General features: G+C 33.9%; 18 protein-coding genes. 15 read left to right on the top strand and 3 right to left on the bottom strand.

The genetic code is table 11. From position 1 onward, the window contains the following. Positions 1-157 precede the first annotated feature (157 nt). The 13 genes from AN964_RS13320 to AN964_RS13260 all read left to right on the top strand — a co-directional run bounded on the left by AN964_RS13320 (position 158) and on the right by AN964_RS13260 (position 12,657). A complete protein-coding gene (locus tag AN964_RS13320; RefSeq protein ID WP_055740147.1) occupies positions 158-1,570 on the top strand; it encodes an FMN-binding glutamate synthase family protein in 1,413 nt (470 codons plus the stop codon). 451 nt (positions 1,571-2,021) lie between these two features. Next, the gene (locus AN964_RS13310) at positions 2,022-2,480 is read left to right on the top strand and encodes an NUDIX domain-containing protein (RefSeq protein ID WP_055740145.1); all 459 of its coding nucleotides are present in this window, start codon (positions 2,022-2,024) and stop codon (positions 2,478-2,480) included. A gap of 193 nt (positions 2,481-2,673) precedes the next feature. Next, positions 2,674-3,525 (top strand): protein phosphatase 2C domain-containing protein, encoded by an 852-nt coding sequence (locus AN964_RS13305; protein ID WP_055741238.1) that lies wholly within the window; start codon positions 2,674-2,676, stop codon positions 3,523-3,525. 783 nt (positions 3,526-4,308) lie between these two features. Then, positions 4,309-4,824: a P-loop nucleotide/nucleoside kinase family protein gene (locus AN964_RS13300; protein ID WP_055740144.1), complete on the top strand. Its 516-nt coding sequence runs from the start codon at positions 4,309-4,311 to the stop codon at positions 4,822-4,824. A gap of 49 nt (positions 4,825-4,873) precedes the next feature. Further along, positions 4,874-5,380, top strand: a complete 507-nt coding sequence (locus AN964_RS13295) for a DUF1572 family protein (protein ID WP_055740143.1) — start codon at positions 4,874-4,876, stop codon at positions 5,378-5,380. Positions 5,381-5,682: 302 nt separating this feature from the next. After that, the gene (locus AN964_RS13290) at positions 5,683-6,288 is read left to right on the top strand and encodes a YdcF family protein (RefSeq protein ID WP_055740142.1); all 606 of its coding nucleotides are present in this window, start codon (positions 5,683-5,685) and stop codon (positions 6,286-6,288) included. Positions 6,289-6,335: 47 nt separating this feature from the next. Then, positions 6,336-7,397, top strand: coding sequence for an undecaprenyldiphospho-muramoylpentapeptide beta-N-acetylglucosaminyltransferase (murG, locus tag AN964_RS13285; protein WP_055740141.1), 1,062 nt, complete (start codon positions 6,336-6,338; stop codon positions 7,395-7,397). 50 nt (positions 7,398-7,447) lie between these two features. Further along, positions 7,448-7,606, top strand: coding sequence for a hypothetical protein (locus AN964_RS26400; protein ID WP_161809248.1), 159 nt, complete (start codon positions 7,448-7,450; stop codon positions 7,604-7,606). Positions 7,607-8,310: 704 nt separating this feature from the next. Then, positions 8,311-9,570 (top strand): group II intron reverse transcriptase/maturase, encoded by a 1,260-nt coding sequence (ltrA, locus tag AN964_RS13280; RefSeq protein ID WP_055737770.1) that lies wholly within the window; start codon positions 8,311-8,313, stop codon positions 9,568-9,570. A 165-nt stretch (positions 9,571-9,735) separates the two neighbouring features. Beyond that, complete coding sequence (locus AN964_RS13275) at positions 9,736-10,626, top strand: GNAT family N-acetyltransferase (protein ID WP_055740140.1); 891 nt, start codon at positions 9,736-9,738, stop codon at positions 10,624-10,626. 85 nt (positions 10,627-10,711) lie between these two features. Beyond that, the gene (locus AN964_RS13270; protein ID WP_055740139.1) at positions 10,712-11,224 is read left to right on the top strand and encodes a DNA topology modulation protein; all 513 of its coding nucleotides are present in this window, start codon (positions 10,712-10,714) and stop codon (positions 11,222-11,224) included. Positions 11,225-11,291: 67 nt separating this feature from the next. Next, positions 11,292-12,176, top strand: coding sequence for a methyltransferase domain-containing protein (locus tag AN964_RS13265; RefSeq protein WP_055740138.1), 885 nt, complete (start codon positions 11,292-11,294; stop codon positions 12,174-12,176). Between the two features lie 232 nt (positions 12,177-12,408). Next, positions 12,409-12,657, top strand: coding sequence for a hypothetical protein (locus tag AN964_RS13260; protein WP_055740137.1), 249 nt, complete (start codon positions 12,409-12,411; stop codon positions 12,655-12,657). A gap of 363 nt (positions 12,658-13,020) precedes the next feature. Here the strand turns inward: AN964_RS13260 and AN964_RS13250 are convergent, their stop codons facing one another. Then, a complete protein-coding gene (locus tag AN964_RS13250; RefSeq protein WP_055740135.1) occupies positions 13,021-13,353 on the bottom strand; it encodes a DUF3889 domain-containing protein in 333 nt (110 codons plus the stop codon). Positions 13,354-13,451: 98 nt separating this feature from the next. Between AN964_RS13250 and AN964_RS13245 the strand changes: the two genes are divergently transcribed. Then, positions 13,452-14,060 (top strand): zinc dependent phospholipase C family protein, encoded by a 609-nt coding sequence (locus AN964_RS13245; RefSeq protein WP_055740134.1) that lies wholly within the window; start codon positions 13,452-13,454, stop codon positions 14,058-14,060. A 67-nt stretch (positions 14,061-14,127) separates the two neighbouring features. Here AN964_RS13245 and AN964_RS13240 read toward each other — a convergent pair whose 3' ends face one another. Then, the gene (locus AN964_RS13240) at positions 14,128-15,540 is read right to left on the bottom strand and encodes a LysM peptidoglycan-binding domain-containing protein (protein WP_055740133.1); all 1,413 of its coding nucleotides are present in this window, start codon (positions 15,538-15,540) and stop codon (positions 14,128-14,130) included. A 195-nt stretch (positions 15,541-15,735) separates the two neighbouring features. On the opposite strand from AN964_RS13240, the gene dnaN reads away from it, so the two are divergent. After that, positions 15,736-16,866 (top strand): DNA polymerase III subunit beta, encoded by a 1,131-nt coding sequence (gene dnaN / locus AN964_RS13235; RefSeq protein WP_055740132.1) that lies wholly within the window; start codon positions 15,736-15,738, stop codon positions 16,864-16,866. Between the two features lie 67 nt (positions 16,867-16,933). Here dnaN and AN964_RS13230 read toward each other — a convergent pair whose 3' ends face one another. After that, positions 16,934-17,365 (bottom strand): YndM family protein, encoded by a 432-nt coding sequence (locus AN964_RS13230; protein ID WP_055740131.1) that lies wholly within the window; start codon positions 17,363-17,365, stop codon positions 16,934-16,936. Between the last annotated feature and the right edge of the window lie 128 nt (positions 17,366-17,493).

Here is a 17,493-nt window from a genome sequence, read left to right as displayed (position 1 = left end):
TAGACTTTCCGTTAAAGGAAATTTTTAATCTATTCTTTTTTATCTTCTTTTCACGATGTAAATGAGGGAGATTCATATCTAACGATAATTATTTCTTCTCTTTGGGCAATAATGGTAGTAACAACTTTATAATTTGTACAATAGTGGAGAAGTGATTATGCCGAATTTTTTATATTATGTGCTTTTTGTAATGGTATCAATATTATTTATTCTTATATTATTTATCCTTATTGGTTGGCGTTGGATAATTAAACGAATGGTTAAACAAATGGGAAAAATCATTTTTACCGATAGTTATCAAGAAAATCTAATAGAGTTATTACCAGGTTTACGGCATATGGGTATTCAAAATATCCTTGAAAATAGCCTACGTGCACAATCAGGCGATGTTCTTCATCGTCCGCTTGGTTCTTCAAAAAAGTGGCCGAATTTAGATTCGATTACGTTTATCCCTGCACAAACGTCCCCATTTCCCGTTGATGGTGAGGAAGAGGTAGATGTTGCCGTTATCATCGGTCCAAAGGCGAAAAAGCCTATGAAAATAAAAATTCCGCTTATGATTAGTGGGATGGCCTATGGTATCGCACTTAGTGAGGAAGTGCGGCTTTCTTTGGCCGGAGCGGCTAAAAATGTGGGAACTGCTATTAACTCTGGTGAGGGCGGAGTTATGCCCGAGGAGTTAGATGCTGCCGGAAAGTATATTTTACAGTTTTCTAAAACAGAATGGTCAAAGGAAGATGATCTTATTAAGCGGGCCGATATGATTGAAGTTAAGTTAGGGCAGGGTGCATTATTGGGAACGGGTGGAAAAATTTCACCAAAAAATTTAACAGGTCGTGCCCGTAAAATAATGGGACTAAAGGAAAATGAGGATGCTGTAATTTATGATAATTTTGTCGAAAATCAAACACTGGAAGATTTGAAGGAGCTTGTTGATGAACTCCGAGATATGACTGGGGGAGTTCCAATTGGATCAAAAATTGGTGCAGGTGGAAAAATTGAAGAAGATATTGATCATTTAATTTCTATTGGAGTTGATTATATCGCAATTGACGGCGGACAAGCAGCAACCCATGGTGCCCCTCCAATTTTAGCCGATGATTTTGGGATTCCAACTTTACATTCAGTTTTCCGAGCCGCCAATTATCTGGAGAAGAAAAATATGAAAGGACAAATTAGTCTAATTGTATCTGGAGGATTATTTGTTCCTGGACATTTTTTAAAGGTGCTTGCACTAGGTGCTGACGCTGTATATTTAGGTTCAGCCATGTTATTTTCAGTTGCACATACTCAAACTCTTAATGCACTTCCATTTGAGCCACCTACACAAGCTGTTTGGAATCAAGGGAAATACAAGGATCAATTTAAGACCGAAGATGGCGTTAAAGCAGCAGAAAAATTCTTAACAGCTAGCATTGAAGAAATGAAAATGGCATTAAGAGCAATGGGAAAACGCTCTTTAAATGAACTTTCAAAAAAGGATTTAGTATCTTACGATGAGTCAACTGCTAAAATGCTTGGCATACCATTTTCATTTCAGCCTTGGGAGGACCTACAAAATAAGAAATAACATATTGTGGCAATCCATTCTTATCAAGAAATGTCATCAAGGAAAGGAAGATTTTACACCTGAACTACTACAAATAGTAAAAAAAGTATTCCATAAAAGCATGTGGGTAAGCAATACTGAAATTGGCAAAGTATATCATCCATGTAATAAGAATTCGCTGTGCAGTCCCGCATTTAACACCCTTTACGCAGATACAACCTCAAGAATAGAAAATGAAATAACATGTGTTTAACTACTGGAAGATGAAAATGCGCAATTGTAATGTTACAAGGTAGAAACAGAATAAACTTTTTTATAAAAAACGAAATTTATTTCTACTCGATTCTTTGGATCAACCTTTTTTCAAAATGAATTCTTTATATTTATCATAAGTATGTGCTTGCGTGGTATTTTTGTTCAAACTATTAACTAGTAAATTTTGATGTAATAAAATTGAAACAGGAGGTATGGAATGCGAGTGGAGAATATACGAAAAGCTATTGGTGCAATTGTTTATCAAAATAATAAGTTTCTAATTATAAATAAAACAAAAATGAATACAAAAGAAGGAAAAGAAAATATAGAAGGCGAATGGGATTTTATTAAAGGTGGGGTAGAAGAGGAAGATGATGAATTAGTGGATTCGCTATTACGCGAATTAAAGGAAGAAACCGGTTCTGAAGAATATAAGGTTATAAAACAATTTGATGAAAAAATATGTTTTGATTTTCCGAAATCCATTCAAGAGAAAATCGGATTTGTAAGGCAAGAAACAACAATGTTCTTCGTTGAGTTTTTAGGTAATGAAAAAATATTAACTCCATTTGACAATGAAGTTAGTGACGTGAAATTTCTTGAAAAAGATAAATTGCTAGATACACTAACACACTCAGAAACAAAGGAATATTTTATAAAGAATGTAGGGATTTAGAAAACTTTTTTCACTAAGTTAAACTGTTTATTAGAAACTCTTAAACGTTTGATTAAGATACAGAAGGCAATCAAATAATGTAAATATTCTTAGAAAATATAGGACATATATGAGTGGGAATTTTCACTTTTTTATTTTGCAAAAGGTGATGAAAGAAAAACGAGTCTATTTACAATTATTTATTCTTAGGGAGATGAGAATCTTGAGGGTAACTTTTACAACGTTTAAAGGTGTCCGCGAATTAAATGAGGATTCAATAATTATTAATGACAAAATATCCATATATGGTGTTGCAGACGGTGTTTCTTCCTTGACGCCGTTTATAAGTAAAGAAGGTTATACTGGTGGCTATATCGCATCTAATGAAGTAAAGCAGTACTTTGAGTCCCAAACTACCTATAATAGTTTTACCAATGATTTATTTACAATTAATAATAAGCTTTATAGAAAAATGAAAGAATATAACATTGATATATTGAAGAAAGAACAGCTATGGGGAACTGCACTAGCTGTAGTTAAAGTATCTGATACATATGTGGATTTTATACAAATGGGAGATTGTATGGTTCTAGCATTATATCAAAATAATGAAGTCAGACCATTAACTCGAATACAAACTTCTAATGTTGAGAATGCTGCTATAGCTAAATGGAAAGATATGATAGACAAAGGGATAAGAAATAGGGAAGATCTATTTGAAAATGTAAAAGATATCCTCATCTCTAATAGACAGAAAAGTAATACGTTGGATGGATATGGGGTTTTGAATGGTGAGAACCAAGCTCTTGATTATGTAGAAAGCGGAAAAATAAATAGAATTGGGCTAAAGCATCTTATTTTACTAACAGATGGAATGTTTTTGCCAGCAGAAAGTATCCCAAATAGCATAAACTATTGGAATTATGTTGTAGAGTGTATTTTAAGTAAAGGAATTGAAAAGTATACAAGGGATTTAATAGATCTCGAGGAAACAGATCCAGAATGTGTAAGGTTCCCGAGATTTAAAAAATCTGACGATAAAACTGGTATGATGATTAGCTTTTAAATCAGGATTGATACTCTAAGTTGGAAAAGGGGGATTATCAATAGGAACTTAATACACGAAACTTAGGAAAAAGTTCAAATACATGCATCCATGACTGCCCGTCATCAGAACGATAAAAATATACAAGAAATAATGTTAGGTTTGAAATCCTATTCTGAAAAATATAATGGAATAAGTTTTTTTAAAGATTTATTTACTTTAATTCCAGATGAATTCTGATAAATAGTATGGTGGGAAAGACAAAGCTATAGGATTTTATCTTTTAGAAGAATCAAATGAAAACTTACGCCATTTTCATTATCAAAATGTGAAAGTGATATTATCAGGCTGCTAAATTAGTGGCTTTTTTATTTTTTGAAGAAAATTTAAAAAGGAAAAATTATGTAACAAATAGAAGTAGTAATAATTAAAAGGTCGAGTCATTTTGTAAAAAGTGCAAATGGTTGATTAGATAGCATAATCCTAGAAGGAATGGGAGGCTATTGTTTTCACGATCATACTATTCTACGACCCTTTCAATGTCAAATTGCGACCGAAAATATTATTACGGGGGCAAATTAATTGTGGATTGATGTCAAATTAATCGATTTGAAAAATAGTGGCGAACCAATGGAATTATTCCCAACTCCTCATGGGCTACATTTCTATTAATAGATTGACTATTCATTCCGTATTAAAACGGTTAAAAGAACTTATATAATTTTGAAGCATTTGGACTAATTTTTAAATTAGTAGAACCCATTATTAAATAGGGAAATAGATGCAGTGGAGGTGAGTGGACATATGTCTAAAGTAATCTTAATTAGGGGGAAGGCAGGAACCGGAAAATCTACTTTGTCAAAGGCGTTGGGGAAAAAACTAAATGTAATGATTCTGCACAAGGACGATATTTACGATACAGTTGCCGCCTTCATAAATAATCATGGTGATAGAAACAAAATTTGTTTTGATCTACTACATAAAATACTTATATCTTCACTAAATTCGAGAGTGGATATTATCATAGATTTTGGTTATAACAACTTGGATGATGTCGAAAAGGTAAAAACGTGGGTGGAGCAACATGATGGTGAATGGAAATCTATTATGTGTACTTGTGACGATAAAGTGTGGGCAGAGCGATTAAATCAAAGAAAATCGAACCCTTTACCCAACCAACTATTAACTGACGTAGAAGATCTTAAGAAACATTATTCTAATGTACGTACAGGTATCCTAGAAGAGGAACTTGTCCTGGACACGTCTTTGGATATTAACCATCTAGTAAATCAAGCAGTCAATTATATTATAAAAAAGTGAGATGGTTTGATTATTAACGACATACATAAGTATGGAGGAGGTGATGCTAATGGATACTTCTGTAATATTAATTGAAAGTATGCTGGGAAAGTTTAAAAGTGAGAAGAAATGGGTTATTCAAGCCATTAACCAATTATCGGAAGAGGATATTTCTTGGTCACCGACTTTAGAAAGTAATAGTATTGCCAATCTTGTATCGCATATTAGAGGTACAGTCCATCAAAGACTTGAAACTGTTTTTTATGATGTACCTGATACTAGAAATAGAGAAAAGGAGTTTGACAGAGAACTTTTATTATCAAAAGAACAAGCTCTTTCGCTTGCTTCTCAATCCTTTGATGTCATTATTCAAGTATTGGAAGAAATAAAATCAAAGCCTGATTTGTTAATATGGCAACCTTTCCTCGATAAGCCTCCTGTTACATATAGTGCGAATAATAATCAATCAACACTACTTGATATGATGGTGCAAATGGTTAGAGAAGTTCATAGTCATACTGGCCAGATTATATATATAGCAAAAATAAGAAAAGGGAAATTGCATTGGCAGTATTAGATATTGGTAAATTCCCTTCGTGGCCGCGCAAAAACCTCATCATCTAAAATGGTGGGGTTTTTAGTAATGGAACGGGTTTAGCGCCGCTATTTGAGTTAATAAAAAATAAAGATTGAATTCAATTCATTGTAAGGCATAGTTTTTGTTTAACCTCACCCTTAGTAAAAGAAGGGAAAATAAGTCATTACATAGGTAAGGATCTCTTTTTATTTAAGAAAGTTTCTGTTAAATTGAATGTAAATATCAAACAAAGAATAGAAATGTAAAAAGTTTAAAGGTTTTATAGAACAGGGGATGAAATTATGTTAATTTCCGAAATTCAAATAGATACGTTATCAGAACAACAAATTACAAAAATTATGTTTGATGGAATGCAAGATGACGGATGTAAGGGTGATCTTATACTTGTCTTTGGAAGCAGAAGTGTACATCGAGTTAAAAAGGCAGCTGACTTATTTAATCAAAATCGAGCACCATTGATATTAGTGTCGGGTTCTGAAAAAAGATGGGGAGAAGGAGAAGTATCAGAAGCCATATGGATGCGAGATTATCTAATTAAATTAGGAATTCCGGCAGACAAAATTCTTTTAGAAACCCAAGCCGATAACACGACTGAAAATGTAATCGGCTCCGCATTTGTCATGCAAAAAAAGATTGGATTACATATGATAAAGAGAATCTTAGTTGTAAGTGCACCATTTCATGTGAAAAGATGTAATTTAACCCTCAAAACATATATGCCTACTTGGATAGAATACACTATATGCCCGGACGATAGGCAATTTGGACAATGGAATAATTGGAATAGAGATCCCGAAACAAAAGCACTTGTGTTAAAAGAACTTAACTCCATCATCAAATATGTAAAAATGGGGATTCTTCGAGATTTGGAAATGGATGATATTTGAATCCAAAATTGCATTGATACCGTAATACAGAAAAAATAGGAGGATTTATGCCAAAAAGGACAATTGTATTTACTGGTGGAGGTTCAGCAGGACATGTAACACCTAATATAGCAATCATAAAAGAAATTAAGGAAGACTGGGAAATTTTTTATATTGGTTCCAAAAAAGGAATTGAAAAAGAATTAATACAAAAAATAAATATTCCATACTTTGGTATAAACAGCGGTAAACTTAGAAGATACATAGATTTTGAAAATGTAGTCGACATATTTAGAGTCATTAGAGGTTGTATAGAGGCAAGAAGCCTTTTGAGAAAACTAAAGCCAAAATTAGTATTCTCAAAAGGCGGATTTGTATCTGTACCAGTAATTTTAGCAGCGAAATCGCTTAAAATACCTGTTTTCATTCATGAAAGTGATATTACACCGGGATTAGCCAATAAAATTTCACAAAGATTCGCAACCAAGATATTTAGTTCCTTTGAAGAGACAAAAAAGTTTTTTCCAGAAAATAAAACGACTGTTGTTGGTTCTCCAATAAGGAAAGAAATATTAAATGGTTCTGCTGCAAATGGTAAAAAACTTCTTAGGTATGATGATAAAAGCCCTATCTTAACGATAATGGGTGGGAGTTTGGGAGCCCAAAAAATTAATGAAGCAGTCAGGAATTCTTTGAAGCAGCTAACTACCAAATATCAAGTTGTTCACTTGTGTGGGAAAAATAACCTTGATAACAAATTAGTAAAGATTCCTAGATATAAACAATATGAATATGTACATGATGAGTTAGCAGACATATTAAATGCGACAGATATTGTTATTACAAGAGGTGGCTCCAATGCCATATTTGAATTTTTAGCATTAAAAATTCCAATGTTAATTATCCCTTTAGGATTAGATCAAAGTAGAGGGGACCAAATATTAAATGCAAAAGCCTTTGAACAGAAAGGGTATTCTCTTACTTTGGAGGAAGGAAACCTTAATAATGAAACATTGGTGGAATATATCGAAACGGTGTTCAAAAACAGCGAAGCTTTCCGTAGAAATATGAAAAAATCGCCTAGTGGAGAAGCATTGAAAATACTGGTTAAAGAAATAAATAATATTTAATAATTTTAAGAATTGATATTTAAAAGTTCTATTCAGGTGGAGGGATTGTTATGAGTATTTCTCCATTATCTAATGTTAATCATAAAGAGGTTGTCCAACTATTTGGTGCCGAGATAGATTATTATCAATTTCTTATTAACGATTTAGTTACCAACAATTATCAGGGCGATCATTTTAAGGTTTTGGAGAATATGAAAATGGCATATTAGTATCCATTTTACTTAATAATTTTAATAATGTTACCTATTTTTTTGCGAATGGACTGTATTAGTTGTCTGAACTTTCTTAGTATCAAATCATGTAATAGCGAGAAATATGAGAAAGAGCTTTTGATTGAAAGCTCTTTTTTGTTGTGCGCCCGGCATGGGTGTAGTCTCTAGGGTGAAAGTCCCGAACTGTGAAGGCAGAAGTAGCAGTTAGCTTAACGCAAGGGTGTCCGTGGTGACGCGGAATCTGAAGGAAGCGAGCGGCAAACTTCCGGTCTGAGGAACACGAACTTCATACAAGGCTAGGTATCATTGGATGAGTTTGCAATACAAAACAAAGTCCTTTCTGCCGAAGGTGATACAAAGTAAATGAAGCAGATAGATGGAAGGAAAGATTGCACTCTTACCCGGGGAGGTCTGGTTGATACGCCAAGTACACTTGGTAACCTATCTAGTAATGGATAGCTGAACAATCAGAAGTCAGCCGAAGTCGTAGTACTTGGTTTGCTCGAGAGAATCAAGGAAGGACTGAACCATTTTAGGAGAACAAACACTCGGCAAACGGTTCTTTATGTATGAAAGCAGAAAATTCTTACGGAACCTACCTGAAAGGAAGAAATGGTGAATTCCATGGGGGACTTCGGGAGGGCTTAGTAAAGAACCCACTTAATGAGAATGTATTGTTCACGTAGAAAGGATAAATCTCAATGTTAATGGAACGAATGCTGTCACGGGAAAATCTTTTACTGGCATTAAAGCGAGTAGAAAAGAACAAAGGAAGTCATGGAGTAGACAATATGTCCGTAAAAGACCTACGAAGACATATTCTCGAAACGTGGGATACACTTAAAACATCCTTAATGGAGGGTACTTATCAACCTTCTCCTGTCCGTCGGGTTGAAATCCCAAAACCGAACGGTGGAGTAAGGTTATTAGGTATCCCAACCGTGACAGACCGTTTCATCCAACAGGCGATTACTCAGATTTTAACCCCTATCTTCGACCCGACTTTTTCAACACAGAGCTATGGTTTTCGACCAAACAAACGAGGTCATGACGGTGTTAGACAAGCGAAGAAATATATCGAAGAGGGATACCGATGGGTAGTCGACATGGACTTGGAGAAATTCTTTGATAAAGTCAATCATGATAGATTAATGCGGACTCTATCCAAAAGGATTCAAGACAGAACGCTCCTATCACTAATTCGGAAGTATCTACAGTCTGGCATTATGATTAATGGAGTCATAACGAAATCCGAGGAGGGTACGCCCCAAGGTGGACCATTAAGTCCTTTACTCTCCAATATCGTTCTAGATGAACTAGACAAAGAGTTAGAAAAGAGAGGGCACAAGTTTGTCCGATACGCAGATGATTGTAATATCTACGTAAAATCGAGAAGAGCCGGAGAGCGAGTAATGGACTCGATTACTACTTTCATTGAATTTACTCTAAAACTAAAGGTGAATCGAGAAAAGTCAGCTGTAGACAGACCTTGGAAAAGAAAGTTTTTAGGTTTTAGCTTCACATTTCATAAGAAACCGAAGGTGCGGATGTCAAACCAAAGTATTCAACGTGTCAAGAAACGGATACGAGAATTAACTTCAAGGTCAAAACCAATTCCAATGGATTATAGAATAGAGAAGCTGAATCAATATTTGATTGGCTGGTGCGGATATTATGCATTAGCAGATACACCCACTATTTTCAAAGAATTAGACGAATGGATTAGAAGGCGTCTCAGAATGTGCCAATGGAAAGAATGGAAGAAACCAAAAACCAAAGTAAGAAAACTCATTGGATTAGGGATTCCAAAAGAGAAGGCATACGAATGGGGAAACTCTAGAAAGAAATATTGGAGAATAGCCAGAAGCCCAATCCTACAGAAAACCCTCACAAACTCCTATTGGGAGATGCGAGGGCTGAAGAGTCTTTATGTGAGATATTCTCAACTACGTCAGACATAAATGGAACCGCCGTATACGGAACCGTACGTACGGTGGTGTGAGAGGTCGGGGGTTAGTCACCTCCTCCTACTCGATTAATTATTACTGAAAGTAGGGTTACCAAAAGAAGGAATTTTAAAAATCAATACGGAATATAAAAGTAATATAGATAAATGAGGAGATATTATGAAAATTAAATTGAACTATGATTTCAGCCTAACTAGAGCTAATGTGAAGGATTTTGCCATTCATTACACTACGTATAGAGAAAATATATTTTTTAGACAGAGTTGGGAAAGACGAATAGCTATATTTGGAGATGATACTCCCTCCTATTGGTTATTATTAAATGGGAGGCGAATTGGTGGAGTATGTTTAGAGCCAAATACCTTATGGGCGTTTTTTATAGAACCGCCATTTACGGATATATATCTTGTATTAACATGGTTAAAAAAATATATGATAGAAATATCGGATTCAACAAAACCAATTAACGCAGTAGGAATCTTACCATATCAGTCTGAACATTTTTTACGATTAGGCTTTCAACCAATAGAAACTAGACGTATTATGATTAGACCAACTGAAAAATTTGATAGGATCGATTGGGAAACTGATTTTGTAATTAAAAAACCAACCTCAGAATGTTTAGAGGAAATTGCACAACTTTCTTATAAAGCTTATTTAGGACCCGATAGTATTGGACATCCAACAATCAATACAATCGAACAACAAAGGTTGGAATTAGAGGATTATTTCAACTACAACAAGGAAGAATTGCTTCAACAATCTTCCTGTCTTGTCTTTGATCAAACAAATAATAAGTTAGTAGGAGCATGTTTAATCTCCATTTGGGAAGACTTGCCATTGGTATACAATATTGTTGTAGACCAAAATTATCGAGGAAAAGGTATAGCTTCAAATCTAATAAAACATGCTTTAACTATTTTAAAAGATAAATATGAAGTTATTCGACTTTTTGTAACCGTAGGAAATGCGGCAGAGTCTTTGTATTATAATTTTGGATTTTTACCGGGAATAGAACAAATTACATACGGATTACCATGTAAAGAATAGTTTGAAAATCAAAAATAGAAAAAGATTAAGGTTATAGAATCTACCGTTAAGGTAATGAAGTTTAATTGAAAAAAGTGGGGTATAAATGAAAAAAATTGCACTGATTGGTTCTGGGGGATCTGGTAAATCCACATTGGCAAGGAAATTAGGTGAAAAGTTAAAAATAAAGGTTTATCACCTTGATGCAATTTTTTGGAAACCTAATTGGGTAGGGGTCCCAAAAGATGAACAAAAGAAGATTCAAAATGAATTAATAAGAGAAAATGAATGGATTATGGATGGGAATTATGGTGGAACGATGGAGATAAGACTAAATGCTGCAGATACTATCATCTTTCTTGATATACCTAGGACGATTTGCGTAATTCGTGCATGTAAACGAATATTTCAATTTAGAAATAAACAACGACCAGACATGGGGGAGGGATGTAAAGAGAGATTATCTCTCGAGTTTCTTAAATGGATATGGGAATACCCAAAGAAGAAAAGGCCAGATATTTTAAAGAAATTAGAACAACTCTCGAAAGAAAAAAGGGTAATAATTCTAAAGTCGCAAAAAGATATTCAAAATTTTATTGAAACATTAACAATTTTCTAGGAGAGTAAACTCCCACTACCAAACTTTTGCAATAGTTTAAGAAAATATTTTAAAAAGGAGAGATCAAGTGGAAGGGTATTATTGGGACAATAAAGTGGAGTATCTTAAAAGAACAAGAGACTTATATTATAACGATGATTACTTAGAATTTTTGGTCCGCTACGTTTGGAAGATTCATAACCCCGTACATATTGTTGATTTTGGTTGTGGATATGGATATTTGGGGTTGAAGTTACTTCCTCTTTTGCCAAAGGGATCAAAGTATACAGGTATTGATAAAGGACAGAAGCTTATTAATGAAGCGCGAGAAATTTTTCATGATCTTCCATATGAAACGGAATTTTTGGTAGCAGATTTGAATGAGTGTAAAATAGAGAGTAAGTATGATGTCGCCGTTTGTCATGCATTTTTGTTACATATGCCCAAGCCAAAAAAAATCTTGCAAAAAATGCTGGATTCTTTAGTTAATAAGGGAAGAATTATTTGTTTTGAGCCACATTGGATTTCAAGTATGGCATCAAACCATTTACATGGCTATGAACAGTCACATATTGTCCCGCTCGGACCTCTTCAAAAATTATTTGAAGAAGATAAAAACCAAAGTGGAAAAGACGGCAATATCGGTGCAAAAATACCTTTATATCTGAGTGAATTAGGTGTAAAGAATATAGAGTGCAGAATAAGTGATAAAGTGAATGTACTACATCCTAATATGGATTTAAAGAACAAGCAGAACTTATATGGTTCTTTAAAAGAAGATGGGATTGGTAATAAACCTACTGATAGAGAATCATTTATAAATGGATTGATTAAACGTGGGCTTTCAATGAGCGAAGCACAAAAACAGTTTGAGGCTGAATTGCTTTTTTCCAAAGCATTTAGCACTGATTCTTCCTTAATAGTTGCACCTGGTATGAAAATTACATTTGGTTTTAAAGTGAAAAATAATTAAATAAAAGATTAAGAGCTAAAAATCAGTTTTGGTTAATGGCTCTTTTTTCGTTTATACGGAAATTTTTCATAAAATGAAGTTTAGTCACGATAAGTAAAAAAATCACATGAAAAGGAAAACAGTGGCATTGGTATCTTATCAAAGAAAATAAACAATAAATAATGCAACATATAGGTTTTAAAAACGTATAGTTATAAATAAACCGTTTGAGATGATTAGGAGGATGGAGATAATGAGCGGCATAGATAAAAGGAACAAATTAGATGAAAAACCATTATCTTATAATATCACGAAAAAAGGAACGGTAATCATTTATCATCACAAGAAACAAATTAAAATGGTAAAAAATAAAGAAGCAGATAAATTAATAGCAAAAATAAAAGAAGCTAAAGACAATGAAAAGGAGATTCAACTGCTGCTTGCAAAAATTACCGGTAACTTTAAGCATGGAAATGAGAAATTAGGAAGAAATAATCAGTAAATTTATAGATTAATAGCCCAAAATAATTCTGATTGGAATCCGGCTATAAATTTATTCAAATCTCAAAATAAAAACTCCATTCACTGAATCATTTGTTTCAATAAAAGAAGGAATATCGACTTGTAATGAAGAAAGGGTGTTTTAGATTTATTTATTTTGAGGTGTTTTTATACTGAATATTGCTTTGCTTTAACTGTTACACATGTTCCTCATGGTAGAAACATAAAGTTATTTCAAGAACTAAGGATATTTTTGGAAGAAATCAATTCGGATATTTTAACTACCTTAAGTGATGAATCAACCATTGAGCTGGTAAATGCCATTAAAAAAGTATTTTTAACTAAAGGTAAACAATAAGTATCTTTACTTTTTTGTTTCTTCAAAAGTTACCTTAAGAACTCTTGCTGTACTGTTTTCAAATTCAATCGTTATGATAACGCCGAATTCCCTTTGATTATCTTTTAACCAGAATTTAAATTTTTCAACAGAAGAAGAGTTCTCTTTTGTTTTCCCGATATGCAAATAGTCCACAATGTGGGCATTTGGATATTTATTCTTGGTTTTCTTAAAAGCAAGAAGGCTCCAGTCAGCATATGGCGGCGCCGGCTTTTGCTGAGCGTATGCAGTATAAAGTGGATAGAAATTACTACCACAATAAATAAAGGATATTACTACACAACAAAGTAGTTTTTTCATGAGTTTCTTCCCTTTTTAAAGTTAATATTCCATAAAAAGTAATATCCAATGTAATTTTATTTAAATTCATAAAAAGATTTTGAAAAGGAGTTTAATATATGGGATCAAGAATCATGCATTTAGTCATTGCAAACAAAATAGCAGATCATTTTTCTATTGAAAATAAGAGCTCTTTTTTATTAGGCGGTGTGGCACCAGATGCGGTGGCACCGAAAGAAAAGTCACATTTCTTTATAGGAGATGTTAATGATTATTCTAGACGGATTGATTTTGAACATTTCCTAAAAAAATATAGCGCTATTAAACAATCTTATTATATCCTAGGTTACTATACTCATTTAATTGCTGATGATATTTGGTTACAGGGTTTTTATTTGCCGTGGTTGAAAAATCGTCTGGAAAATAATAATGAAATGTTCACCCTATATCATAACGATTTTCGCTTATTAAATGGGAAATTATTAGATTACTACGGCTACACAAATGTATGGAAAGAAGAATTAAAAATTCCTAGTGAAATGGTTGAATTGGAAGAGGTAACAAATGATGATATGATTCAATTTATCCCACATGTGTTGGGCGATATGGATTACGATTGTGAAGATCTTAGACAACCACTTAATGTATTTACATTTGATCAAATAGTTGGCTATATAGAAACCTCTGTTGATAGAGGAATCAAGCAGATTAAATCTTTCATTCGTTGACTGATAATAATTATAAAATGCTTAAAGCCCTCGCAAATTACGAGGGCATTTTTTACTTTTATCAAAATTACTGTTTCCTAATGTTAAAGTTTGCATGCAGAACTGGCCAATTTTGCGGGAAAGACGGACCAAGCACCCAATAACTGACACCGCGAAGATTATATTCTTTCACTAAGTCATATTTTGCTTGCATGCTTCTGGCGTCTTCAAACCAAACTTCATGCTGTTGGTGGGATGAATCTGTATAACGGAAGAATGGTGATTGATCTTTCGTATTATAGCTGATAACAACTCCATATTTGGCAGCCAGGTTGACGGCTTCCTTAGGACCAACTGTTCTTGCAAAGGTTCCTTGCACCCAAGGGATTTTCCAATCTCTTCCGTATAATGGAGCACCCATCATAATTTTATCTCGGGGAATGGCGGTAACCGCGTAATCTAGAACCTTTCTTATTTCACCAATTGGAGCAATTGCCCATGGTTTGCCGCCAGCCCAGCCCCATTCATACGTCATAATCACCACAAAGTCGACAATTTCACCATGTGCAGCATAATCATGTGCTTCATATAAAAGTCCGGTTTGGTCAGCTCTGATTTTTGGTGCAAGTGCTGTTGAAACAGAATATCCTTCCGGCCGTAAGCGCTCTACCACCTTACGAAGGAAATTATTGTAGTTTTCCCTGTCTTCAAGATATACATATTCAAAGTCAATATTTAATCCTCGATATCCTTTTTGTCTTATCATGGTTAAAACATTGTTAATAAGTGTATTTTGAATATCGGCATTTCTTAAAACAAGCGCAGCTCGGTCTGAATCAAATTTACTGTCAACAAAATTAGTTAGAACAAGTAAAGGAGAAACATTTCTGTTTCGTGCCGCACTTATAATGAGATCGTCGTTTAATGCGGTTAAACTGCCATCTTCATTTACTCTATGGCTAAATGGAGTAACGTAAGTAAAAGAAGGCGTGAGAGGAGTTACAATGTTTGCTCCAGCTTGACCCATATCCGTAATATACGCGTTTACTTCAATCGTCTTTTTAGCTGCCTCCGGGATTCTTAGTCTTTGACCGACGTGAATCATCCCCGGATTTTGAATTTGGTTTGCCTGAACAATAGCAGAAATAGTGGTACCATAATGATTTGCAATGGACCACAACGTTTCTCCAGGTTGAATAGTATGGTAAATAACAGGAATGGTAAGTACTTGGCCAATATATAGCCTGGATGCGTCCGTTAACTGATTCGCTGCAATAATCTCTTGAATGGATACACCATAACGATTGGCGATTTGCCACAGTGTATCTCCACGTTGAACAACATATTGCTGAAACGGATTCGGTATAACTAATGCTTCGCCCAATACCATTCTGTTTGGGTCATCCAAACCATTGGCAGCAATAATCTGATTCATCGATGTACCGTAATTTTGGGCGATACGCCAAAGAGTGTCACCACTTTGCACAACATGTATTTTCATCAATGATCACCCCAAATGAATATATTCCTTACTATATTCAAAGGGGTAAATTTGTGTTAATGACTATTTATTCTACAAGATGGATGTAACTTGTCGGACATCTTATGTGACAAAAGGGATTCATCATAATTAACAGGTATTTTAATGTTTTTGTCGAAATAAGTACTTAATGGATATTTAGGAGTGTATATTTTTATGGAAATAGTAATCAATAAGGACTGTTTTTCAAAGGCAGTATCTGATGTTTGCAAAGCAATTTCCTTTAAATCATCAAGGACTATTTTGACGGGGATTAAATTAGTGGTTAAGGAAAAATGTTTAATTATTGTCGGAAGTAACTCTGACATTTTTATAGAAAAAATCGTCCCTACTGTACTGGATGGTGAAAGCGTATTAAATATTATAGAAAAAGGCAGTGTAGTAATTTCCGCAAAATATTTAAGTGAAATTGCAAAGAAATTACCTGGTGATATACATATAAAGGTAAACCACAACCAGGTCGTAACAATCCAATCCGATGGGGTTGTAACAAGTTTAAATAGTTTTCTATCAGAAGAGTATCCCAATTTACCCAATATCGGTGATGCAAATTTTTGTATAGTACCGAGGCAGGATTTATTTGAAATGATTCAACAAACAGCATTTGCTGCTTCCACTAATGATTTTCATCCAGTTCTGGCGGGAGTAAGTATGACATTTAAAGAAAATCATCTTTCGTTTACAGCCACTAATTCACATCGATTGGCTTTTAAAAAGATTCGTATAAATGCAAATATCAATACTAACATTATTGTGCCAAATAAGACTTTAAACGAACTTATAAAGTTAATAGATGAGAAAATCGATAATATCCATATTTTTCTTACAAACACCTATATAGTTTTTAAAGCAAATAATGTTGCCCTTTTTTCAAGATTAATAGAGGGGGCATACCCTAGTATAAATGGTTTACTACCACAAGAATGTAAGACAACCATTGTGGTAAATAGAACCCAATTCTTAAAAGGAATTGATAGGGCATGTCTTTTTGCGAGTGAATGGAAAAATAATAATGTACAATTTGAAATTAAAGATGACTCTAAATTGATTATTTCTTCTATGTCAACAGAAATAGGGAAGATTCAAGAAACACAATCAATTATGGAGCTAAAGGGAGACATAGGATTTCGCATTACACTAAATGGCAATTTTTTATTGGATGTGCTTAAAGTTATAAAGGAAGAAGAGATAAGATTAAATTTTAACGGTTCTATGAAACCAGTTTTTGTTGAGCCAATAGAAAATAAATCCAATTATTATTTAATATCTCCGGTAAGGTCTAATTAAAATCTACTATTAAGAAAAATAGGTCTTCCTAATGTAGAAGACCTATTTTTGGTCCAAGAAGGGCTGATCACTTTTTCTTAATCGGATCATTTTCCTCAGACATTTCCATTCCGTAGGCAAGCCTTTGGTTGGCTCCACTTCTATCGCGATTATCCTCATGTCTGGAATGCAAAAGTAACCGGTGAACAAAGAATTCGCCTGCAGTTATGATGATGGCAGAAATGATACTGCCCCAAGCGATTTGCATGTAGGAATTTAAAAGCACACTTCCGAATACCCATACGATTACATATGACATAAGAAAATCAGCAATAAGAGATTTCGTATTTCCAATCCTCGATAACAATATCCTTTCCCCTGCAAGGTATGAGACAATTGTTGTTAGAACGCTGAACCAAACAACTTGCGTCCACGTCGCATTGAAAAATAAATCGAATCCTACGGCATAAGCAATTAAGCTTGTAACAAATTTTATGATTAGAGCTGTTACATCTCTCATTTTCACTACCTCCTCACTTTACATTTTGGTCAATACTCTAAAATCCATTCATCTTTTTAGTCGTAATAATGGAAAAAAGTCATCAATTGTTTTATGTTGGTAATATAAAATAGAAATAATATTCATAC

The sequence above is a fragment of the Heyndrickxia shackletonii genome (assembly GCF_001420715.1).
GTDB lineage: Bacteria > Bacillota > Bacilli > Bacillales > Bacillaceae_C > Margalitia > Margalitia shackletonii.
This window is presented reverse-complemented; position numbering and strand designations above follow the sequence as displayed.

Coding starts and splice junctions, on each gene's coding strand:
- AN964_RS13320 (WP_055740147.1), top strand. CDS start 158: ATGCCGAATTTTTTATATTATGTGCTTTTTGTAATGGTATCAATATTA.
- AN964_RS13310 (WP_055740145.1), top strand. CDS start 2,022: ATGCGAGTGGAGAATATACGAAAAGCTATTGGTGCAATTGTTTATCAA.
- AN964_RS13305 (WP_055741238.1), top strand. CDS start 2,674: ATGAGAATCTTGAGGGTAACTTTTACAACGTTTAAAGGTGTCCGCGAA.
- AN964_RS13300 (WP_055740144.1), top strand. CDS start 4,309: ATGTCTAAAGTAATCTTAATTAGGGGGAAGGCAGGAACCGGAAAATCT.
- AN964_RS13295 (WP_055740143.1), top strand. CDS start 4,874: ATGGATACTTCTGTAATATTAATTGAAAGTATGCTGGGAAAGTTTAAA.
- AN964_RS13290 (WP_055740142.1), top strand. CDS start 5,683: ATGTTAATTTCCGAAATTCAAATAGATACGTTATCAGAACAACAAATT.
- murG (WP_055740141.1), top strand. CDS start 6,336: ATGCCAAAAAGGACAATTGTATTTACTGGTGGAGGTTCAGCAGGACAT.
- AN964_RS26400 (WP_161809248.1), top strand. CDS start 7,448: ATGAGTATTTCTCCATTATCTAATGTTAATCATAAAGAGGTTGTCCAA.
- ltrA (WP_055737770.1), top strand. CDS start 8,311: ATGTTAATGGAACGAATGCTGTCACGGGAAAATCTTTTACTGGCATTA.
- AN964_RS13275 (WP_055740140.1), top strand. CDS start 9,736: ATGAAAATTAAATTGAACTATGATTTCAGCCTAACTAGAGCTAATGTG.
- AN964_RS13270 (WP_055740139.1), top strand. CDS start 10,712: ATGAAAAAAATTGCACTGATTGGTTCTGGGGGATCTGGTAAATCCACA.
- AN964_RS13260 (WP_055740137.1), top strand. CDS start 12,409: ATGAGCGGCATAGATAAAAGGAACAAATTAGATGAAAAACCATTATCT.
- AN964_RS13250 (WP_055740135.1), bottom strand. CDS start 13,353: ATGAAAAAACTACTTTGTTGTGTAGTAATATCCTTTATTTATTGTGGT.
- AN964_RS13245 (WP_055740134.1), top strand. CDS start 13,452: ATGGGATCAAGAATCATGCATTTAGTCATTGCAAACAAAATAGCAGAT.
- AN964_RS13240 (WP_055740133.1), bottom strand. CDS start 15,540: ATGAAAATACATGTTGTGCAAAGTGGTGACACTCTTTGGCGTATCGCC.
- dnaN (WP_055740132.1), top strand. CDS start 15,736: ATGGAAATAGTAATCAATAAGGACTGTTTTTCAAAGGCAGTATCTGAT.
- AN964_RS13230 (WP_055740131.1), bottom strand. CDS start 17,365: ATGAGAGATGTAACAGCTCTAATCATAAAATTTGTTACAAGCTTAATT.